At 63.1% G+C, this 13,585-nt stretch carries 14 protein-coding genes; 7 read left to right on the top strand and 7 right to left on the bottom strand.

The window, feature by feature from the left end; all coding sequences use genetic code 11:
- Positions 1–82: 82 nt before the first annotated feature.
- On the bottom strand, positions 83–406 hold the full coding sequence (locus tag KFF05_09800) for a BolA family transcriptional regulator (GenBank protein UTW50269.1): 324 nt from the start codon (positions 404–406) through the stop codon (positions 83–85).
- A 215-nt stretch (positions 407–621) separates the two neighbouring features.
- Between KFF05_09800 and tkt the strand changes: the two genes are divergently transcribed.
- From tkt to KFF05_09785, 3 genes are read left to right on the top strand one after another with little or no spacing between them, the layout of a single operon-like run.
- Positions 622–2,646: a transketolase gene (gene tkt / locus KFF05_09795; protein ID UTW50268.1), complete on the top strand. Its 2,025-nt coding sequence runs from the start codon at positions 622–624 to the stop codon at positions 2,644–2,646.
- Positions 2,647–2,674: 28 nt separating this feature from the next.
- Complete coding sequence (locus KFF05_09790) at positions 2,675–3,697, top strand: fructose-bisphosphate aldolase class I (GenBank protein ID UTW53664.1); 1,023 nt, start codon at positions 2,675–2,677, stop codon at positions 3,695–3,697.
- A 15-nt stretch (positions 3,698–3,712) separates the two neighbouring features.
- On the top strand, positions 3,713–4,369 hold the full coding sequence (locus KFF05_09785; protein UTW50267.1) for a ribulose-phosphate 3-epimerase: 657 nt from the start codon (positions 3,713–3,715) through the stop codon (positions 4,367–4,369).
- Here KFF05_09785 and KFF05_09780 read toward each other — a convergent pair whose 3' ends face one another.
- Positions 4,370–5,137 (bottom strand): aldolase, encoded by a 768-nt coding sequence (locus KFF05_09780; protein UTW50266.1) that lies wholly within the window; start codon positions 5,135–5,137, stop codon positions 4,370–4,372.
- 37 nt (positions 5,138–5,174) lie between these two features.
- Here KFF05_09780 and KFF05_09775 point away from each other — a divergent pair, with 37 nt between their 5' ends.
- Positions 5,175–6,077, top strand: coding sequence for a FadR family transcriptional regulator (locus KFF05_09775; protein UTW50265.1), 903 nt, complete (start codon positions 5,175–5,177; stop codon positions 6,075–6,077).
- A gap of 12 nt (positions 6,078–6,089) precedes the next feature.
- Positions 6,090–6,743 (top strand): maleylacetoacetate isomerase, encoded by a 654-nt coding sequence (gene maiA / locus KFF05_09770; GenBank protein ID UTW50264.1) that lies wholly within the window; start codon positions 6,090–6,092, stop codon positions 6,741–6,743.
- A gap of 51 nt (positions 6,744–6,794) precedes the next feature.
- On the opposite strand, the gene KFF05_09765 is transcribed toward maiA, so the two are convergent.
- The 4 genes from KFF05_09765 to KFF05_09750 all read right to left on the bottom strand — a co-directional run bounded on the left by KFF05_09765 (position 6,795) and on the right by KFF05_09750 (position 10,075).
- Positions 6,795–7,301 (bottom strand): universal stress protein, encoded by a 507-nt coding sequence (locus KFF05_09765; GenBank protein ID UTW50263.1) that lies wholly within the window; start codon positions 7,299–7,301, stop codon positions 6,795–6,797.
- A gap of 4 nt (positions 7,302–7,305) precedes the next feature.
- On the bottom strand, positions 7,306–8,052 hold the full coding sequence (locus tag KFF05_09760) for a TIGR02186 family protein (GenBank protein ID UTW50262.1): 747 nt from the start codon (positions 8,050–8,052) through the stop codon (positions 7,306–7,308).
- A 2-nt stretch (positions 8,053–8,054) separates the two neighbouring features.
- The gene (locus tag KFF05_09755; GenBank protein ID UTW50261.1) at positions 8,055–8,966 is read right to left on the bottom strand and encodes a sulfite exporter TauE/SafE family protein; all 912 of its coding nucleotides are present in this window, start codon (positions 8,964–8,966) and stop codon (positions 8,055–8,057) included.
- A gap of 194 nt (positions 8,967–9,160) precedes the next feature.
- Entirely contained in the window at positions 9,161–10,075 is a 915-nt protein-coding gene (locus tag KFF05_09750) for a sulfite exporter TauE/SafE family protein (protein ID UTW50260.1), read from the bottom strand.
- 228 nt (positions 10,076–10,303) lie between these two features.
- On the opposite strand from KFF05_09750, the gene KFF05_09745 reads away from it, so the two are divergent.
- Positions 10,304–10,525: a sulfurtransferase TusA family protein gene (locus KFF05_09745; GenBank protein UTW50259.1), complete on the top strand. Its 222-nt coding sequence runs from the start codon at positions 10,304–10,306 to the stop codon at positions 10,523–10,525.
- Positions 10,526–10,583: 58 nt separating this feature from the next.
- Positions 10,584–12,365: a hypothetical protein gene (locus KFF05_09740; GenBank protein ID UTW50258.1), complete on the top strand. Its 1,782-nt coding sequence runs from the start codon at positions 10,584–10,586 to the stop codon at positions 12,363–12,365.
- 28 nt (positions 12,366–12,393) lie between these two features.
- On the opposite strand, the gene fliG is transcribed toward KFF05_09740, so the two are convergent.
- On the bottom strand, positions 12,394–13,413 hold the full coding sequence (gene fliG, locus KFF05_09735) for a flagellar motor switch protein FliG (protein UTW50257.1): 1,020 nt from the start codon (positions 13,411–13,413) through the stop codon (positions 12,394–12,396).
- Positions 13,414–13,585 lie beyond the last annotated feature (172 nt).

Here is a 13,585-nt window from a genome sequence, read left to right as displayed (position 1 = left end):
AAGAAATTACTAATGCGTCCCGACGCGGGTGCAGGGCAGGGGAGAAGCAGGGGCGGAAAATAGCCCGGTGGCGGGAGGGCTCTCACCCGGCCTCGGCCTTGGCGCCGCCCATGCATTGGGGGGACGCCAGGGTGCGTCCGCCGCGCGTTTGCCATTCTCCGGCCGTGTAAGTTTCCATGGATAGGGCGTGAATGGGGCCGGCGAGTTCGTCCGCCAGAACGGCGTTGACCGTCTGGTGGCGTTTGATTCGGTTCAGGCCGTCGAACCGGGAAGAGACGACGATCACCTTGAAATGGCTTTCCGATCCCGGGGGCACCGAATGCATGTGGCTTTCGTTGATCACCTCAAGATGGTCCGGCGTGAGGGATTCGGTCAGTTTTCTCTCGATCGACTGTTGAACGTGCACGGCATGCATCCTTGTGTTCGGGCTGTCTTAGGGCCTTAATCTAGGGGCCGCCCTGCGTGACGACAAGTTTTCCCCGTTATGCCCGATTTATCCCCGTTTGGCGGCTTGCCCTGGGCACGGCGAACGGTTATTCATGCCGCAGCCGTCCGGTCCTGAAATCCGGCCAGATTCCCTGGTTCGTCGGGCGGCGGCGACGTCCGCTTCAGGAGACTCCCATGACGGCTCCAGACAACGGTTCGAGCGTGGCCGCGCAAGCGTCGGCCACCCCTGCCGTATCCCATCAAGACATGGCGAATGCCATCCGATTCCTTTCCGCCGATGCCGTGCAAAGGGCCAATTCCGGCCATCCGGGCATGCCCATGGGCATGGCCGATGCGGCGACGGTGTTGTTCACCCGGTTCCTGAAGTTCGATGCGTCGGACCCGAAATGGCCGGACCGCGACCGCTTCGTGCTGTCGGCGGGCCACGGGTCGATGCTGCTCTATAGCTTGCTGCATCTGACCGGCTACCCGGGCATGCCCATGAGCGAGCTGGAGAACTTCCGCCAGTTGGGTTCCAAGACCGCTGGCCATCCCGAATACGGCCACGCGCCGGGAATCGAGACGACGACCGGGCCGCTGGGGCAGGGCATCGCCACCGCCGTCGGCATGGCGCTGGCGGAACGGCTGCATAATGCGCGCTTCGGCGACGCCCTGGTCGATCATCATACATATGTCATCGCCGGTGACGGCTGCCTGATGGAAGGCATCAGCCACGAAGCCATTTCCATGGCCGGGCACCTGAAGCTGGGCAAGCTGATCGTGCTGTGGGACGACAACCGCATTTCCATCGACGGCGGCACGGACCTGTCCGTTTCCGACGACCAGATGGCGCGCTTCACGGCCTCCGGCTGGGACGTGCAGGCGGTCGACGGCCATGACCCTGACGCCGTCGCGGCAGCCATCGAAAAGGCGCGGGGGACGAATACGCCCTCCATGATCGCCTGCCGCACCATCATCGGTTACGGCTCACCCAACAAGCAGGGGACCTCGGGCACCCATGGGGCGCCGCTCGGCGACGACGAACTCGTCCTGGCGCGGGAAAAAATGGGCTGGCCCCATGCGCCGTTCACGATCCCGGCCGACGTGTTGAACGCTTGGCGCGCCGCTGGCAACCGGGGCGCGGAAGTTCGCGCCGGGTGGCAGGGCCGTCTTGATGGGTCCAAGGACAAGGCCGCGTTCGAACGCGGCGTGGCCGGCACGCTGCCTGACGGCTGGAAACAGGCGGTTCTCGATTACAAGAAGGCCGTTGTCGAGGAGGCCCCGAAATGGGCGACCCGGCAGGCGTCGGGCAAGTTCCTCGATCTGCTTTGCGCCGCCGTGCCCAACCTGATCGGCGGCTCCGCAGACCTGACCGGCTCGGTCAACACCAAGGCCAAGGGGCTGGAGCCCGTCACACCCGACGATTTCTCGGGCCGCTACATGTATTACGGCGTGCGCGAGCACGGCATGGCCGCAGCCATGAACGGCATCGCCCTGCACGGCGGGTTCATTCCCTACGGCGGGACGTTCCTGGTGTTTGCCGATTACATGCGCGGCGCCATGCGCCTGTCGGCGCTGATGGAACAGCGCGTGGTCTATGTGCTGACTCACGATTCCATCGGTCTCGGCGAAGACGGTCCGACCCACCAGCCGGTGGAAACGCTGGCCAGTCTGCGCGCCATGCCGAATTTCGCCGTGTTCCGGCCCTGCGACCCGATCGAGACCGCGGAATGCTGGGAACTGGCGGTGGAGCGGTTCGATGGCCCGTCCGGCATGGTGCTGACGCGCCAGGGCGTGCCGTTGCTGCGCAAGGACGCGGGGGCCGAGAACAAGTCCGCGAAAGGTGCCTATGTCCTGGCCGAGGCCGAGGGCGCGCGCAAGGTGACACTGATGGCGACGGGCTCGGAAGTGTCCATCGCCATGGCGGCGCGGGATATGCTGCAGGCCGACGGAATCGGTACTGCGGTCGTTTCCATGCCGTCGTGGGAATTGTTCGAGGAACAGGACCAGGCTTACCGGGACAAAGTGCTTGGCCCGGGCACGGTGCGGGTGGCGGTCGAAGCCGCGATCCGCATGGGTTGGGACCGCTACATCGGTTCGGACGGCGGGTTCGTCGGCATGACAGGGTTCGGCGCTTCGGCGCCGGCGGGTGAGCTGTACAAGCATTTCGGCATTACGGCGGATGCCGTGGTCGCCGAAGCAAAATCACGGATCAACTAGGGATAAGCAGGGGCACAGGGGACGAATGATGAACCTTGATGTTTTGGCCGCCACGGCGCGGGAAATGGTCGATAATCACCGGGGGCTTCTGGCCGCCGACGAAAGTACGGGCACGATCAAGAAACGGTTTGATTCCATCGGGGTCGAGTCCACGGAAACGGTGCGTCGCGATTACCGCGAACTGCTGTTCCGCACCAAGGGTATCGGCAAGTTCATTTCCGGCGCCATTTTGTATGATGAAACCATCCGCCAGAAGGCAGACGACGGCACCACCCTGGTGCAGCTGCTGCAGGCGGAAAACGTCATTCCGGGGATCAAGGTCGACGGCGGTGCCAAGACGCTGTCCGGCAGCCCGAATGAGAAATTGACCGAGGGGCTCGACGGCCTGCCGGAACGGGTTGCCAAATACGTTACGCTGGGGGCGCGTTTCGCCAAATGGCGCGCGGTCATCACCATCGGTGACGGCATGCCGTCCGATTACTGCATCCACACCAACGCCCACGCGCTGGCGCGCTATGCCCGCATCTGCCAGGAAGGCGGACTGGTGCCGATCGTCGAACCAGAAGTCCTGATGGACGGCAAGCACACCATTGATGTCTGCGAAGACGTCACAACCAGGACCCTGGAAGCGGTCTATCACGAGCTTTACCTGCAGGGTGTGCAGCTTGAAGGCACGATCCTGAAGCCGAACATGATCATTTCCGCGTCGGATTGTCCGCAGCAGGCCTCGACCGACGAGATCGCCGCGCGCACGGTGAAGGTGCTGAAGCGTTGCGTGCCGACGGCCGTGCCGGGGATCATGTTCCTGTCCGGCGGTCAGTCGGAAGAGGAAGCGACCCGCAACCTCAACGCCATGAACGCCAACCACGGCCCGCTGCCCTGGGCGCTCAGCTATTCCTATGGTCGCGCCCTGCAGCAAAGTGCGCTGAAGGCCTGGAAGGGCGAGGCTGCGAATGTGCCCGCCGCCCAGGCTGCGTTGCTGAAGCGCGCGCAGTTGAACAGCGCCGCTTGCGCCGGGACCTACGCCGGCGAAGCGGAGAAAGCCGCCTAAGGGCGGCGCAGCGTCATGGGCCGGGACATCAAGATCGCGCCGTCCATCCTGTCCGCCGACTTTGCGCGGTTGGGCGAGGAAATCCGGGCGATCGATGCCGCCGGCTGTAACTATGTGCACGTCGATGTCATGGACGGGCATTTCGTGCCCAATCTGACCATCGGCCCCATGGTGGTGAAGGCGATCCGCCCGCATACCGCCAAGCCCCTCGACGTGCACTTGATGATCGACCCGGCGCAGCCGTTCCTCAAGGAGTATGCTGACGCCGGGGCCGACATCATCACGGTCCATGCGGAGGCGGACAAGCACCTCGACCGTTCACTCCAGGCGATCAAGGACCTGGGGAAAAAGGCAGGGGTGTCGCTCAATCCCGGCACCTCGGAAAGCGCCATCGAATACGTGCTCGACCGCCTGGACCTGATCCTGGTGATGTCCGTGAATCCGGGCTTCGGCGGGCAAAGCTTCATGCCGTCCCAATTGCCCAAGATCAAACGCATCCGCGAGATGATCGGCAATCGGCCCATTGAGCTTGAGGTCGACGGCGGCGTTAATACGGACACCATCAAGTCCGTGGTCGATGCCGGGGCCGACGTTCTGGTCGCCGGCAGCGCCGTGTTCAAAGGCGACGACTACGCCAAGACCATCGGCGCCCTGCGGACAGCCGCCGCCTGATCAGCTTAGCGGATGGGCCGGCTGTTCCAGGATGGCCCGCGCGAAATACCGGAACGTCACGTTCATCGCTTCCGGCTTGTGGCGCCAGGCATGGGCCAGTTTGCCCAGTTCCGGATCGACTTCCTTAATGTCACCCGCCGCCATTGCCGCCAATTGGATGCGCGCCGCGTGTTCGAAGAAAATCCCCATGACGCAGGCGGATTCGATGGTGTTGCCGGCGCAAAGCTGGCCGTGATGGGCCAGCAGGATCGCGGATTTGTCCCCGATTGCATTGGTGATGATCTCGCCTTCCTCGTCACCGAAGGGCACGCCCGGCCAATGGGGAAGATGCGCGACGTCATCGAAAAACGCCATCGTATCCATATGGGCGACCCGCAGCGGTTCGCCGATCATCGACAGGGCCGATGAATAGGGGGGGTGGGTATGGACGATGGACTGCACGTCGGTGCGCGCGCGGTAGACATGGATGTGAAAGCGGTTCGCCATGTTCGGCGTACCTTTGCCATTGATGACCTTCAGGTCGCCGTCGACGAGAAGATAATCGGATGCTGTCACCTGCTCGAAACCAAGCCCGTAGGGCAGGGTCCACATGGTGTCCGGCTCATCCCCCCGGGCTGTGAACTGACCGGCCAGGCCGCTTCCGTGACCATGTGCCGCCAGGATCCGGCAGCCGACCGCCAGGCGCTGTTGCACGGACCAGTCGGGCATTTTTTCTCCGGCCAGGGCCGCGACCATTTCGTCGATTGCCTGTTCCTGTGTTTGCGCCATCGTTGGGGCCTCCTGTGCGTTGAATGGGGGGTATCGAATGGGATGGGACGGCCGAGACCGATGGGAAAAGGTATCTCTGGGTTTAAAATTGGGCAACCCAATTATCTATCTATTCCATTTTTTGTTTGATATGGATATTTGTAGGACGACGCAACGCGCGGGTGATTTCGCCCGCCCGGTCGAATTGACGGAGAACGCCATGGTGCTCGAAACCCCGGATAAAGCGGATGCCGTCCTGTCGTTTTCCCCGGTCAAGGCGGTCCTCCGTCATCAGTCGATCATCGAGCAGATCATGGGGCTCATCGAGTCCGGCACCTTGCAGGTGGGCGACAAATTCCCGCCCGAGCGGGTGCTGGCGGACCGCTGGCAGGTCAGCCGGCCGGTTCTGCGCGAGGCCTTCCGCGTGCTGCAATCGCAGGGGATTGTGGAAAGCCGCCACGGCGACGGGCGTTATGTGCGCTCCGTCCGCGCGCTGGATGCCAACGATCTGCGTCGCCGACACCTGATCGACCGCCGCGAATCCCTGTTGCAGATCTGGGAAGTGCGCACCTTGTTGGAGGTGCAGGCCGCGCGCCTGGCGGCGGTCAATGCCAGCGAGGAACAAATTCGGGCGATTGAGCGCCCGATCATCTTGATGGGCGAAATGGCCGCTCCCGATTCTCGGGAGACCGATCTGAATATGGAAATCCATACCGCCGTCGCCCTGGCCTCGGGCAACGACTATCTGGCGCAGATGATCCTCATGGCCCTTGAGGAATACCGCGCCCTTGATTTCAAGGAAGCCGTTCCGATCGAGGAATGGAAGGGGCTTCAGGAAGAACACTGGCCGATCGCCAGGGCGATCCGGTCCCGGTCCGCCGAACGCGCGGGTGCTGTGATGACCCAACATTTCGAAGACCTGAAACGGGCCCTCGACAAATGGTCCGGACCAACCAATTAGAGGATCGGAAACATGACCATCAAACTGTATTCCCGCTATCGGAACTCCGCCGGGCAACGGGTTCGAACCACGATGAACCTGAAAAAGGTGCCCTACGACTATATCGCTGTCGAGAACATGCAGTCCGACGACTATCAGCGCATCAACCCGCAGAGGCTTTTGCCCGCGATTGAAATCGATGGTCGGGTCTTCAGCCAATCGACGGCGATCATTGATTGGTTGGAGCGGACCTATCCGGATCCGTCCGTTTTCCCGGAAGACCCGAAGGACCGGATGGACGCCATTTCATTCGCCCAATTCATCGCCAGCGAAATTCACGCCATCCACAATCACCGGGTGCGTGACCACCTGACCGACAATGAAGGTTGGAGCGAGGAACAATCCATGGCCTGGTACGCCCATTGGATCACAGCCGGTCTGACGACGCTGGAGACGATGTTACGGCAACGGCCGCGCAAGACGACGTTCTGTTACGGTGAAAGCCCGAGCGTTGCCGATATTTACCTGGTGCCCGTGTTGTTCAACGCGCGCTGGTACGGATTCCCGCTGGATAAGTTCCCGCTGATCCTGGAAATCGACGCCGCTTGCGCCGAGCTGGAGGCCTTTCGTCTGGCGGGCCCGGAAATGCAGCCGGATTATCCCGGGCCAAACCCCGAACATCGCTAGTTCTCAAGGCCCAGTTCTGGCAGACGCGTTTGATGGTACGGGAAAAGGCGATCAGCAGATCGCGTCGAGCTGCGCGTCGGTCAGATTGCCGGGCACGATTGTGATCGGCACGCGTAGGCGCCCGGCCTGTTTCTCGACCAATAGTTCGATCAGCGGTCCCGGGCCTTCGTTGCCGGTGGCGGCACCCAGGACGAGAAGGGCGATGTTCTGTTCCTCGTCGATCAGCTTGATCAGTTCCTCGGCGACCTTACCCTCGCGGATATAGACTGGCGGAATCTTGCCCGTGATGCGTTGCACCACCGAGGCCACGGCCTGCACCATTTCCTCGGCTTCCTCGCGGGCTTCCTCGCGCATGCGCTCACCGATCGCCATCCAGTGCTGGAATTCGGCGGGTTCGGTCACGTAAAGCAAGGCCACACGGCGATTGGCGTTGCGCGCCCGCAGGCTGGCAAAGCGCACGGCGCGGGACATTTCCTCGGATCGGTCGACGACACAGAGGAACGTAAGCTGATCGTCGTCCGGCTGGGCGGCGCCGGTCGGCTGTTTGGCGTCGGTCATCGGATTATCCCTTTCGGAATGCCGCGTTCGCCGCCCATCCTGCCACCACGGCGATGATCACGGCAAGCACGCCGTAAGCCAGCGAGTAGCGATGGGCGAGATCATAGACTTGGGCCTCGACCCCGAACTTGCGCACGGTCAGCAGCGTCGTTGCCGTCGATTGCAGTTTGTTGTCGCGGAACAGGTAGACCTCGATGGTGAAGGTGCCGACCGAGACGTTGGCCGGAAACCGCAGGCGTGTGCGGAAAAGCTGTTCAGATAGGAACACCACGTTGTCCGGCTTGGTCATGTACAGGCCGATGCGCTGTAGGTTGCGAATCAGACCTTCGCGGAACTCATAAGGCGCTTCGGGCAGCAGCTTGCCCGAAACCTTGGCGCGCAGGTCGAGGTTTTCCAGTCCGATCTGCAGGCGGTCGGCGTCGGCCGCGTTCATGAATTCCTTGAGTGGGCGGTTGCTGGAGACCCGGTAGAACGAGGGCACCTTGTCAAACACCAGTTCATCCTGGTTGACCCAAACGCCGAGCATTTTTTCCTTGCGGCGCACGACCTCGTCCCGTGCCGGGCCGCGCACGACGACAACCAGATCGCCGGCCTGTTTCACGGCGCCGTAGAGCAACAGGTCCGTGCCCGTGAACCCGGTCGTGATCGACACGATGGGATCCGTCAGGTCGATGGTGATGTCGCGGGCCTGGGCGCGGTCGGGCAGGGTGAGCGCCAGCAGGATGGTCAGGAAGGGGATTAATTGTCGCATTGTCAGTGCCCTGCCAAGCCGATGGAGTAAAGATCCACGGGCGTCGCGACCAGGTCGTAAGTCAGCTTGGCGCAGACCGCGAGCACGATCAGCGCCAGCATGCCGCGCAGTTGTTCGCCGCGGATGCGTCCGCCGAACCTTGCGCCGAATTGGGCCCCGATGACGCCGCCGAACAGCAGGATCAGGGCCAGCACCACGTCCACGGTCTGGTTGGTCACCGATTGCAGCACGGTGACGTTGGCGGTGACGAAGATGATCTGGAACAGGGAGGTCCCGACGACGACCGACGTCGGCATGCCGAGCAGATAGATCATGGCCGGGACCATAACAAAGCCGCCGCCGACCCCCATGATGGCGGCCAAAAGGCCCACGAAAATGCCGACGCCGAGCGGCAGCAGGGCGCTGATATACAGCCTGGAACGACGGAATCGCATCTTGAATGGCAGCCCGTGCAGCCAGTTGTGCGTGTGCTGGCGGCGCGGAACGTCGCGTTTGCGCGCCATCATGGCGCGCACGCTTTCGACCAGCATCAGGCCGCCGATGATCGACAGGAACACGACGTAGCAGAGCTTGATGACCAGATCGACCTGACCCAGTTCGCGCAGCACGGTGAACAGCCAGACCCCGGCCGACGATCCGATGACGCCGCCGACCAGCAACACCATGCCCATTTTCAGGTCGACGTTGCCGCGTTTCCAATGGGCCAGCACGCCGGACACGGATGCCGCCACGATCTGGTTGGCCTCGGTCGCCACGGCGACGGCGGGTGGAATGCCGGTGAAGATGAGCAACGGGGTCATCAGAAAGCCGCCGCCCACGCCGAAAAGCCCGGAAAGAAACCCCACGCCTGCGCCCATGCCGAAAATCGCGAATGCGTTGACCGACATCTCGGCGATGGGGAGGTAGATATCCAACTCTGTATCCCGGTGGGCTTAGCGCGAAAATGCAGCGGGCCAGGTTTGTAACCGCGTGAAATTACAAGGAAATCCTGCACCCCTAGAGGAAGTAATAATATAGCACTCTCCACTGTAAAACCCTTAATTTGCTCTAGAGCGGCGATTTTCTCGAAATCGGGACAGAATTCGTCACCACACCTGCCGGACGAAGCTCAATAGCGGGCGACTTCAGCGATGGAGAACAGATCGGCCGGTTGCAGAACAAGCTCGTAAGTCAGTTTGGCGCAGACGCCGAGAACGATCAGCGCCAACAGCCCGCGCAGTTGTTCGCCCTGCATCTTTGCCCCCAGGCGGGCGCCGAACTGGGCGCCGAGCACGCCGCCGATCAGCAGGATCAGCGCCAGCACGATGTCCACCGTCTGGTTGGTCGCTGACTGCAGGATGGTCACGTTGGCCGAAACGAAGATGATCTGGAACAGGGACGTACCGACCACCACCGCCGTCGGCATGCCCAGGACGTAGATCATCGCGGGAACCATGACGAAGCCGCCGCCCACGCCCATGATGCCGGCCAGAAGGCCGACGAACAGGCCGACGGCAAGCGGCGGCAGGGCGCTGATATACAGCCTGGAACGGCGGAACCGGACCTTGAACGGCAGGCCGTGCAGCCAATTGTGCATATGGTCGCGACGGGACTGGTTCTTCTTCTTGCGCATCATGGCGCGCGCACTTTCCACCAGCATCAGACCGCCGATAATCGCCAGGAACACGACGTAACTGACGCGGATGACAAGGTCGATATGACCCTGTTCGCGCAGCACGGTGAATAGCCAGACCCCGACCGATGACCCAACGACGCCGCCGACCAGAAGGAAGCCGCCCATGCGGAAGTCGACGTTGCCGCGTTTCCAATGGGCCAGCACCCCGGAAATCGACGCGGCGACGATCAGGCTTGCCCCGGTCGCCACGGCCACGGCCGATGGGATGCCGATGAAGAACAGCAGCGGTGTCATCAGGAACCCGCCGCCGACTCCAAACAGGCCCGACAGGAGCCCCACACCGGCGCCGACCGCCAAGATAAGAGGGACGTTCACCGACATTTCGGCGATGGGCATATAGATATCCAAATCAGCTTCCTGACGGATCTAGGGGAGAATCAGCAGAGTTGTGCGTGTTGCCGGGACAGGCCGGGGCGGGTCGCGGCCCGCACGTTGTAGTCCTGTCCGTTCGCCAAGAAAAGCCCCGGAAGTGGGAAATTTCCGTGTAACCATGTAATTAGGCCGCCGATTGGTCTTGCGGTGGCCCGGCGCATCCCGAAAAATGCGGACTTCCTAATCGATCTTGAGGGTAACGACATGGCGGAGACTTTGGATGCGCGCGGCCTGAAATGCCCGCTTCCCGTGCTCAAGGCAAAAAAGGCCCTGAAGCCGCTGGCGGCTGGCGATACACTGACGGTGATCGCAACGGATCCCAGCGCGCCCAAGGATTTCGAGGAATTCTGCGCCGCCACGGGCTACGGCCTGCTCGAGAGCCGCGCCGAAGGCGGGGAATTCACCATCGTCGTGCGCAAGACCTGACCATGGCGGCACATGCCACGATGGGGGGCGAACCACGATGGGGAGCAGATAGCGCACCTTGACCGAACCTCCGTATATCACCGACGACGTTGACGCCGGGGGCGCGCGGCCCCTGGCACGCCTGACCCTCGCCCTCGCCGTGGCGATGGGGTTGACGCTCTGTGCCGCTGCGGTGCCCATTCTGGTCGGCGCCGAGCGCCTGATCGCAGCCGTCGGCGGCTGGGTGACGGGTTACGAGGTCGAGGTCAAAGGCAGTGCCGAATTGCGCTTTTGGGGAACGCCGGGCCTAGACGCCGATGACGTCATCCTGCGTTTGCCGGGTAACCGCTTCGTTCCCGTGGACAGCCCGCCGCTGTTGCGCATCGCGCGGCTGGAGGCCGATCTCGACCTATGGGCCCTGGCGCGCGGCACCGTTCGGGCCCGCCGCCTTGTTCTGGTGCGGCCCAGCCTGCGGCTCGACCGCGGACCGGACGGGGTCAACAACTGGAGCATCCGGGGCAAGCCGCGTCTGGACGGCGAGGCATCGCCGCCGGGGACGCCGGCCTTCAAGGCATCCGGTCTGCCGGGGGTGGAGATCGCGGCGCTGACGATTGAGGGCGGTGCCTTGCGATATACCGACGCGGGGCTCGACCGTGACGTTACGCTCGACGGCATTTCCACGGAAGCCGGCATCGCGCGCGCGTCCGAGGGCCGTGTGCTGCGCCTGCGGGGCGATGCCCGGTTGCGGGGCGAACCGGTCTATGTCGAGGCCGAGTTGCACCGGTTAAACGATTTCCGCGACGGTATTCGCGTTCCGTTCAAGGTCATGCTCGATGCGGCGCCGGGCAGTCTCCTGATGCGCGGCACCGTGGCCCACCGCCATCGCTGGGCGCTGAGCACGGGGATCGACCTGGACCTGGATGACCCCAAGGCTTTGGCTGCCGCCTGGCCGCCGGCGCCGGCCGACCTGATCGGTCAGACCTCGGCTCGCCTGCAGGCGGAAGTGAAGGGCGGGCGTGTTGACATTGCCATACGCAGTCTGGTCCTGGGCGCAACGGACATGACAGGGCGCGTCGCTGTTGATCTGGACGATAAGTTACCGCTGATCGAATTGGACCTGGCGGCCGGAGCCCTCGACATGCGCCACGCGGTCGCCGCTGCGCGTCTGTCCGGACTGTTTCAACCGGCGGCGGGGTCGGCCCCGCGCCGCTTCGCCATCGGTGGGCGCGGGCGGATCAAATGGGCGCGCCTGAAGGTACCCGGGGTCGACCTGGGCGCGGGCGGGCTTGGCTTGTCGTGGCGCACGGGGGAACCGAACCTGGCGGCCGATGTCGGCTCGTTGCCGCTGTTCGGCGGCACGGTCAGCGCCCGCCTGGAAGCCACGGCGAATGAAGGCAAGACGGCGCTGTCACTCGCGGTGTCAGGCAGCGACCTGGATGCCGCCCTGATGACGGCAAGCCTGCTGGGCGGGCACGGTGTCGCCGGGCGCCTGCACGGTAATCTCGATGTATTGGCGGTGGGGGGCTCGGGGCCGGAGATGCTGGCCGCCACGTCGGGCGGCGGACGCGTGACGCTGTCGGAAGGGCGTATCTTCGGCTCTCCCCTGCAGCGTGCGGTCGACAAGGACAAGCGGTCCATCGGGCTCGGCCGCGCGTCCATGGATTTTACCATCGAGGGCGGTTTGGTCGCGAGCGACGAACTGCTTCTGGATTTCGAGGTCGGCCATGCCCGTGCAGGCCTGACCTGGGACATGCCGTCCGGCGACGTCACGGTGACCTTTCAGCCGTCGCCGGTGTTTGAGGGCAGGGACGCCCCACCCGTTGTGTCGGGTCCATTGTGGGAAGTGTTGCTGGCGCGATAGCGGGCAGGGCAAAGAGAAGAAACGCGCCCTAGAACACCAGTTCGCCTTCTTCGTCGCCGGTGGCGATGACGATTTCGCCGCTGTCGGCCAAGTTCTTGGCGACCTGCACGATGGCCGACTGGGCCTCGTCCACGTCCTTCAGGCGCACCGCCCCCATGGCTTCCATGTCTTCCTTCATCATCTTGCCGGCGCGTTCCGACATGTTGGAGAAGAACAGGTCCTTGACCTCGTCTGATGCCCCCTTGAGGGCCAGCGCCAACTGTTCCTTCTCGACCTGACGCAGCAAGGTCTGGATGCCGCCCGGGTCGACCTTGATCAGATCGTCGAAGGTGAACATCAGCTGCTTGATACGCTCCGCACTCTCACGGTTGCGCTCTTCGAGCGCCGTCATGAAGCGGTTTTCCGTGTTGCGGTCGAGCGAGTTGAAGATGTCGGCCATCAATTCATGGCTGTCGCGCCGCGCCGTGCGCGCCAGGTTGGTCATGAATTCGTTGCGCAGCGTGCGTTCGACGTGGTCGACGATGTCCTTCTGCACGGCTTCCATGCGCAGCAGGCGCATGATCACTTCCATGGCGAAGTTTTCCGGCAGCAGGGCGAGGACCCGCGAAGCGTGGTCCGGGCGGATGCGCGACAGAATGACGGCGACGGTCTGCGGATATTCGTTCTTCAGATAGTTGGCGAGCACCGCTTCGTTCACGTTGCCCATCTTGTCCCACATGGTGCGGCCGGCCGGGCCGCGCATTTCTTCCATGATGTTGTCGACGCGCTCGCCGGAAAGAGCAGCCTTCAACAGGCGCTCGGCGGCGTCGATGGAACCGACCAGGCCGCCGGCCGACGACAGCTTGTCGGCGAATTCGACGAACAGCCGTTCGATGACCGAGGAATGGACGTTGCCGAGCGACGACATGGCGGCGGATAGCTCGCGGATTTCCTCGTCGTCCATGCGCTCGAACAGCAGGGCCGCCTGGTCCTGATGCAGGGACAGCAGGAAGATCGCCGCTTTCTCGGTGCCAGATAGGGCTCGATAGTCGTCCTTGATGCGGGCCATTTTCACTCCGAAAGGGATTACAAGAGCTAGACCAACAAGAGCGGCGAGAGCTTACGCCCGGACCACCGAAAAATCAGCCAGAATTGTCTGCCGTACGTCTTTCTTTACGCCCTTATTGGTTAACAGCTCATTTACCCGAATATCGTAGGGTTTAGGGAGTTGAAGTACGTAT

This window comes from bacterium SCSIO 12827 (assembly GCA_024397995.1).
GTDB lineage: Bacteria > Pseudomonadota > Alphaproteobacteria > Rhodospirillales > Casp-alpha2 > UBA1479.
Note: the sequence above shows the minus strand (reverse complement) of the source record. Positions and strands in the feature narration are given on the sequence as shown.

Bases quoted from the DNA above. Each gene is read 5' to 3' on its own strand.
- tkt (UTW50268.1), top strand. From the start codon at position 622: ATGACGGCTCCAGACAACGGTTCGAGCGTGGCCGCGCAAGCGTCGGCC.
- KFF05_09790 (UTW53664.1), top strand. From the start codon at position 2,675: ATGAACCTTGATGTTTTGGCCGCCACGGCGCGGGAAATGGTCGATAAT.
- KFF05_09785 (UTW50267.1), top strand. From the start codon at position 3,713: ATGGGCCGGGACATCAAGATCGCGCCGTCCATCCTGTCCGCCGACTTT.
- KFF05_09780 (UTW50266.1), bottom strand. From the start codon at position 5,137: ATGGCGCAAACACAGGAACAGGCAATCGACGAAATGGTCGCGGCCCTG.
- KFF05_09775 (UTW50265.1), top strand. From the start codon at position 5,175: ATGGGATGGGACGGCCGAGACCGATGGGAAAAGGTATCTCTGGGTTTA.
- maiA (UTW50264.1), top strand. From the start codon at position 6,090: ATGACCATCAAACTGTATTCCCGCTATCGGAACTCCGCCGGGCAACGG.
- KFF05_09765 (UTW50263.1), bottom strand. From the start codon at position 7,301: ATGACCGACGCCAAACAGCCGACCGGCGCCGCCCAGCCGGACGACGAT.
- KFF05_09760 (UTW50262.1), bottom strand. From the start codon at position 8,052: ATGCGACAATTAATCCCCTTCCTGACCATCCTGCTGGCGCTCACCCTG.
- KFF05_09745 (UTW50259.1), top strand. From the start codon at position 10,304: ATGGCGGAGACTTTGGATGCGCGCGGCCTGAAATGCCCGCTTCCCGTG.
- fliG (UTW50257.1), bottom strand. From the start codon at position 13,413: ATGGCCCGCATCAAGGACGACTATCGAGCCCTATCTGGCACCGAGAAA.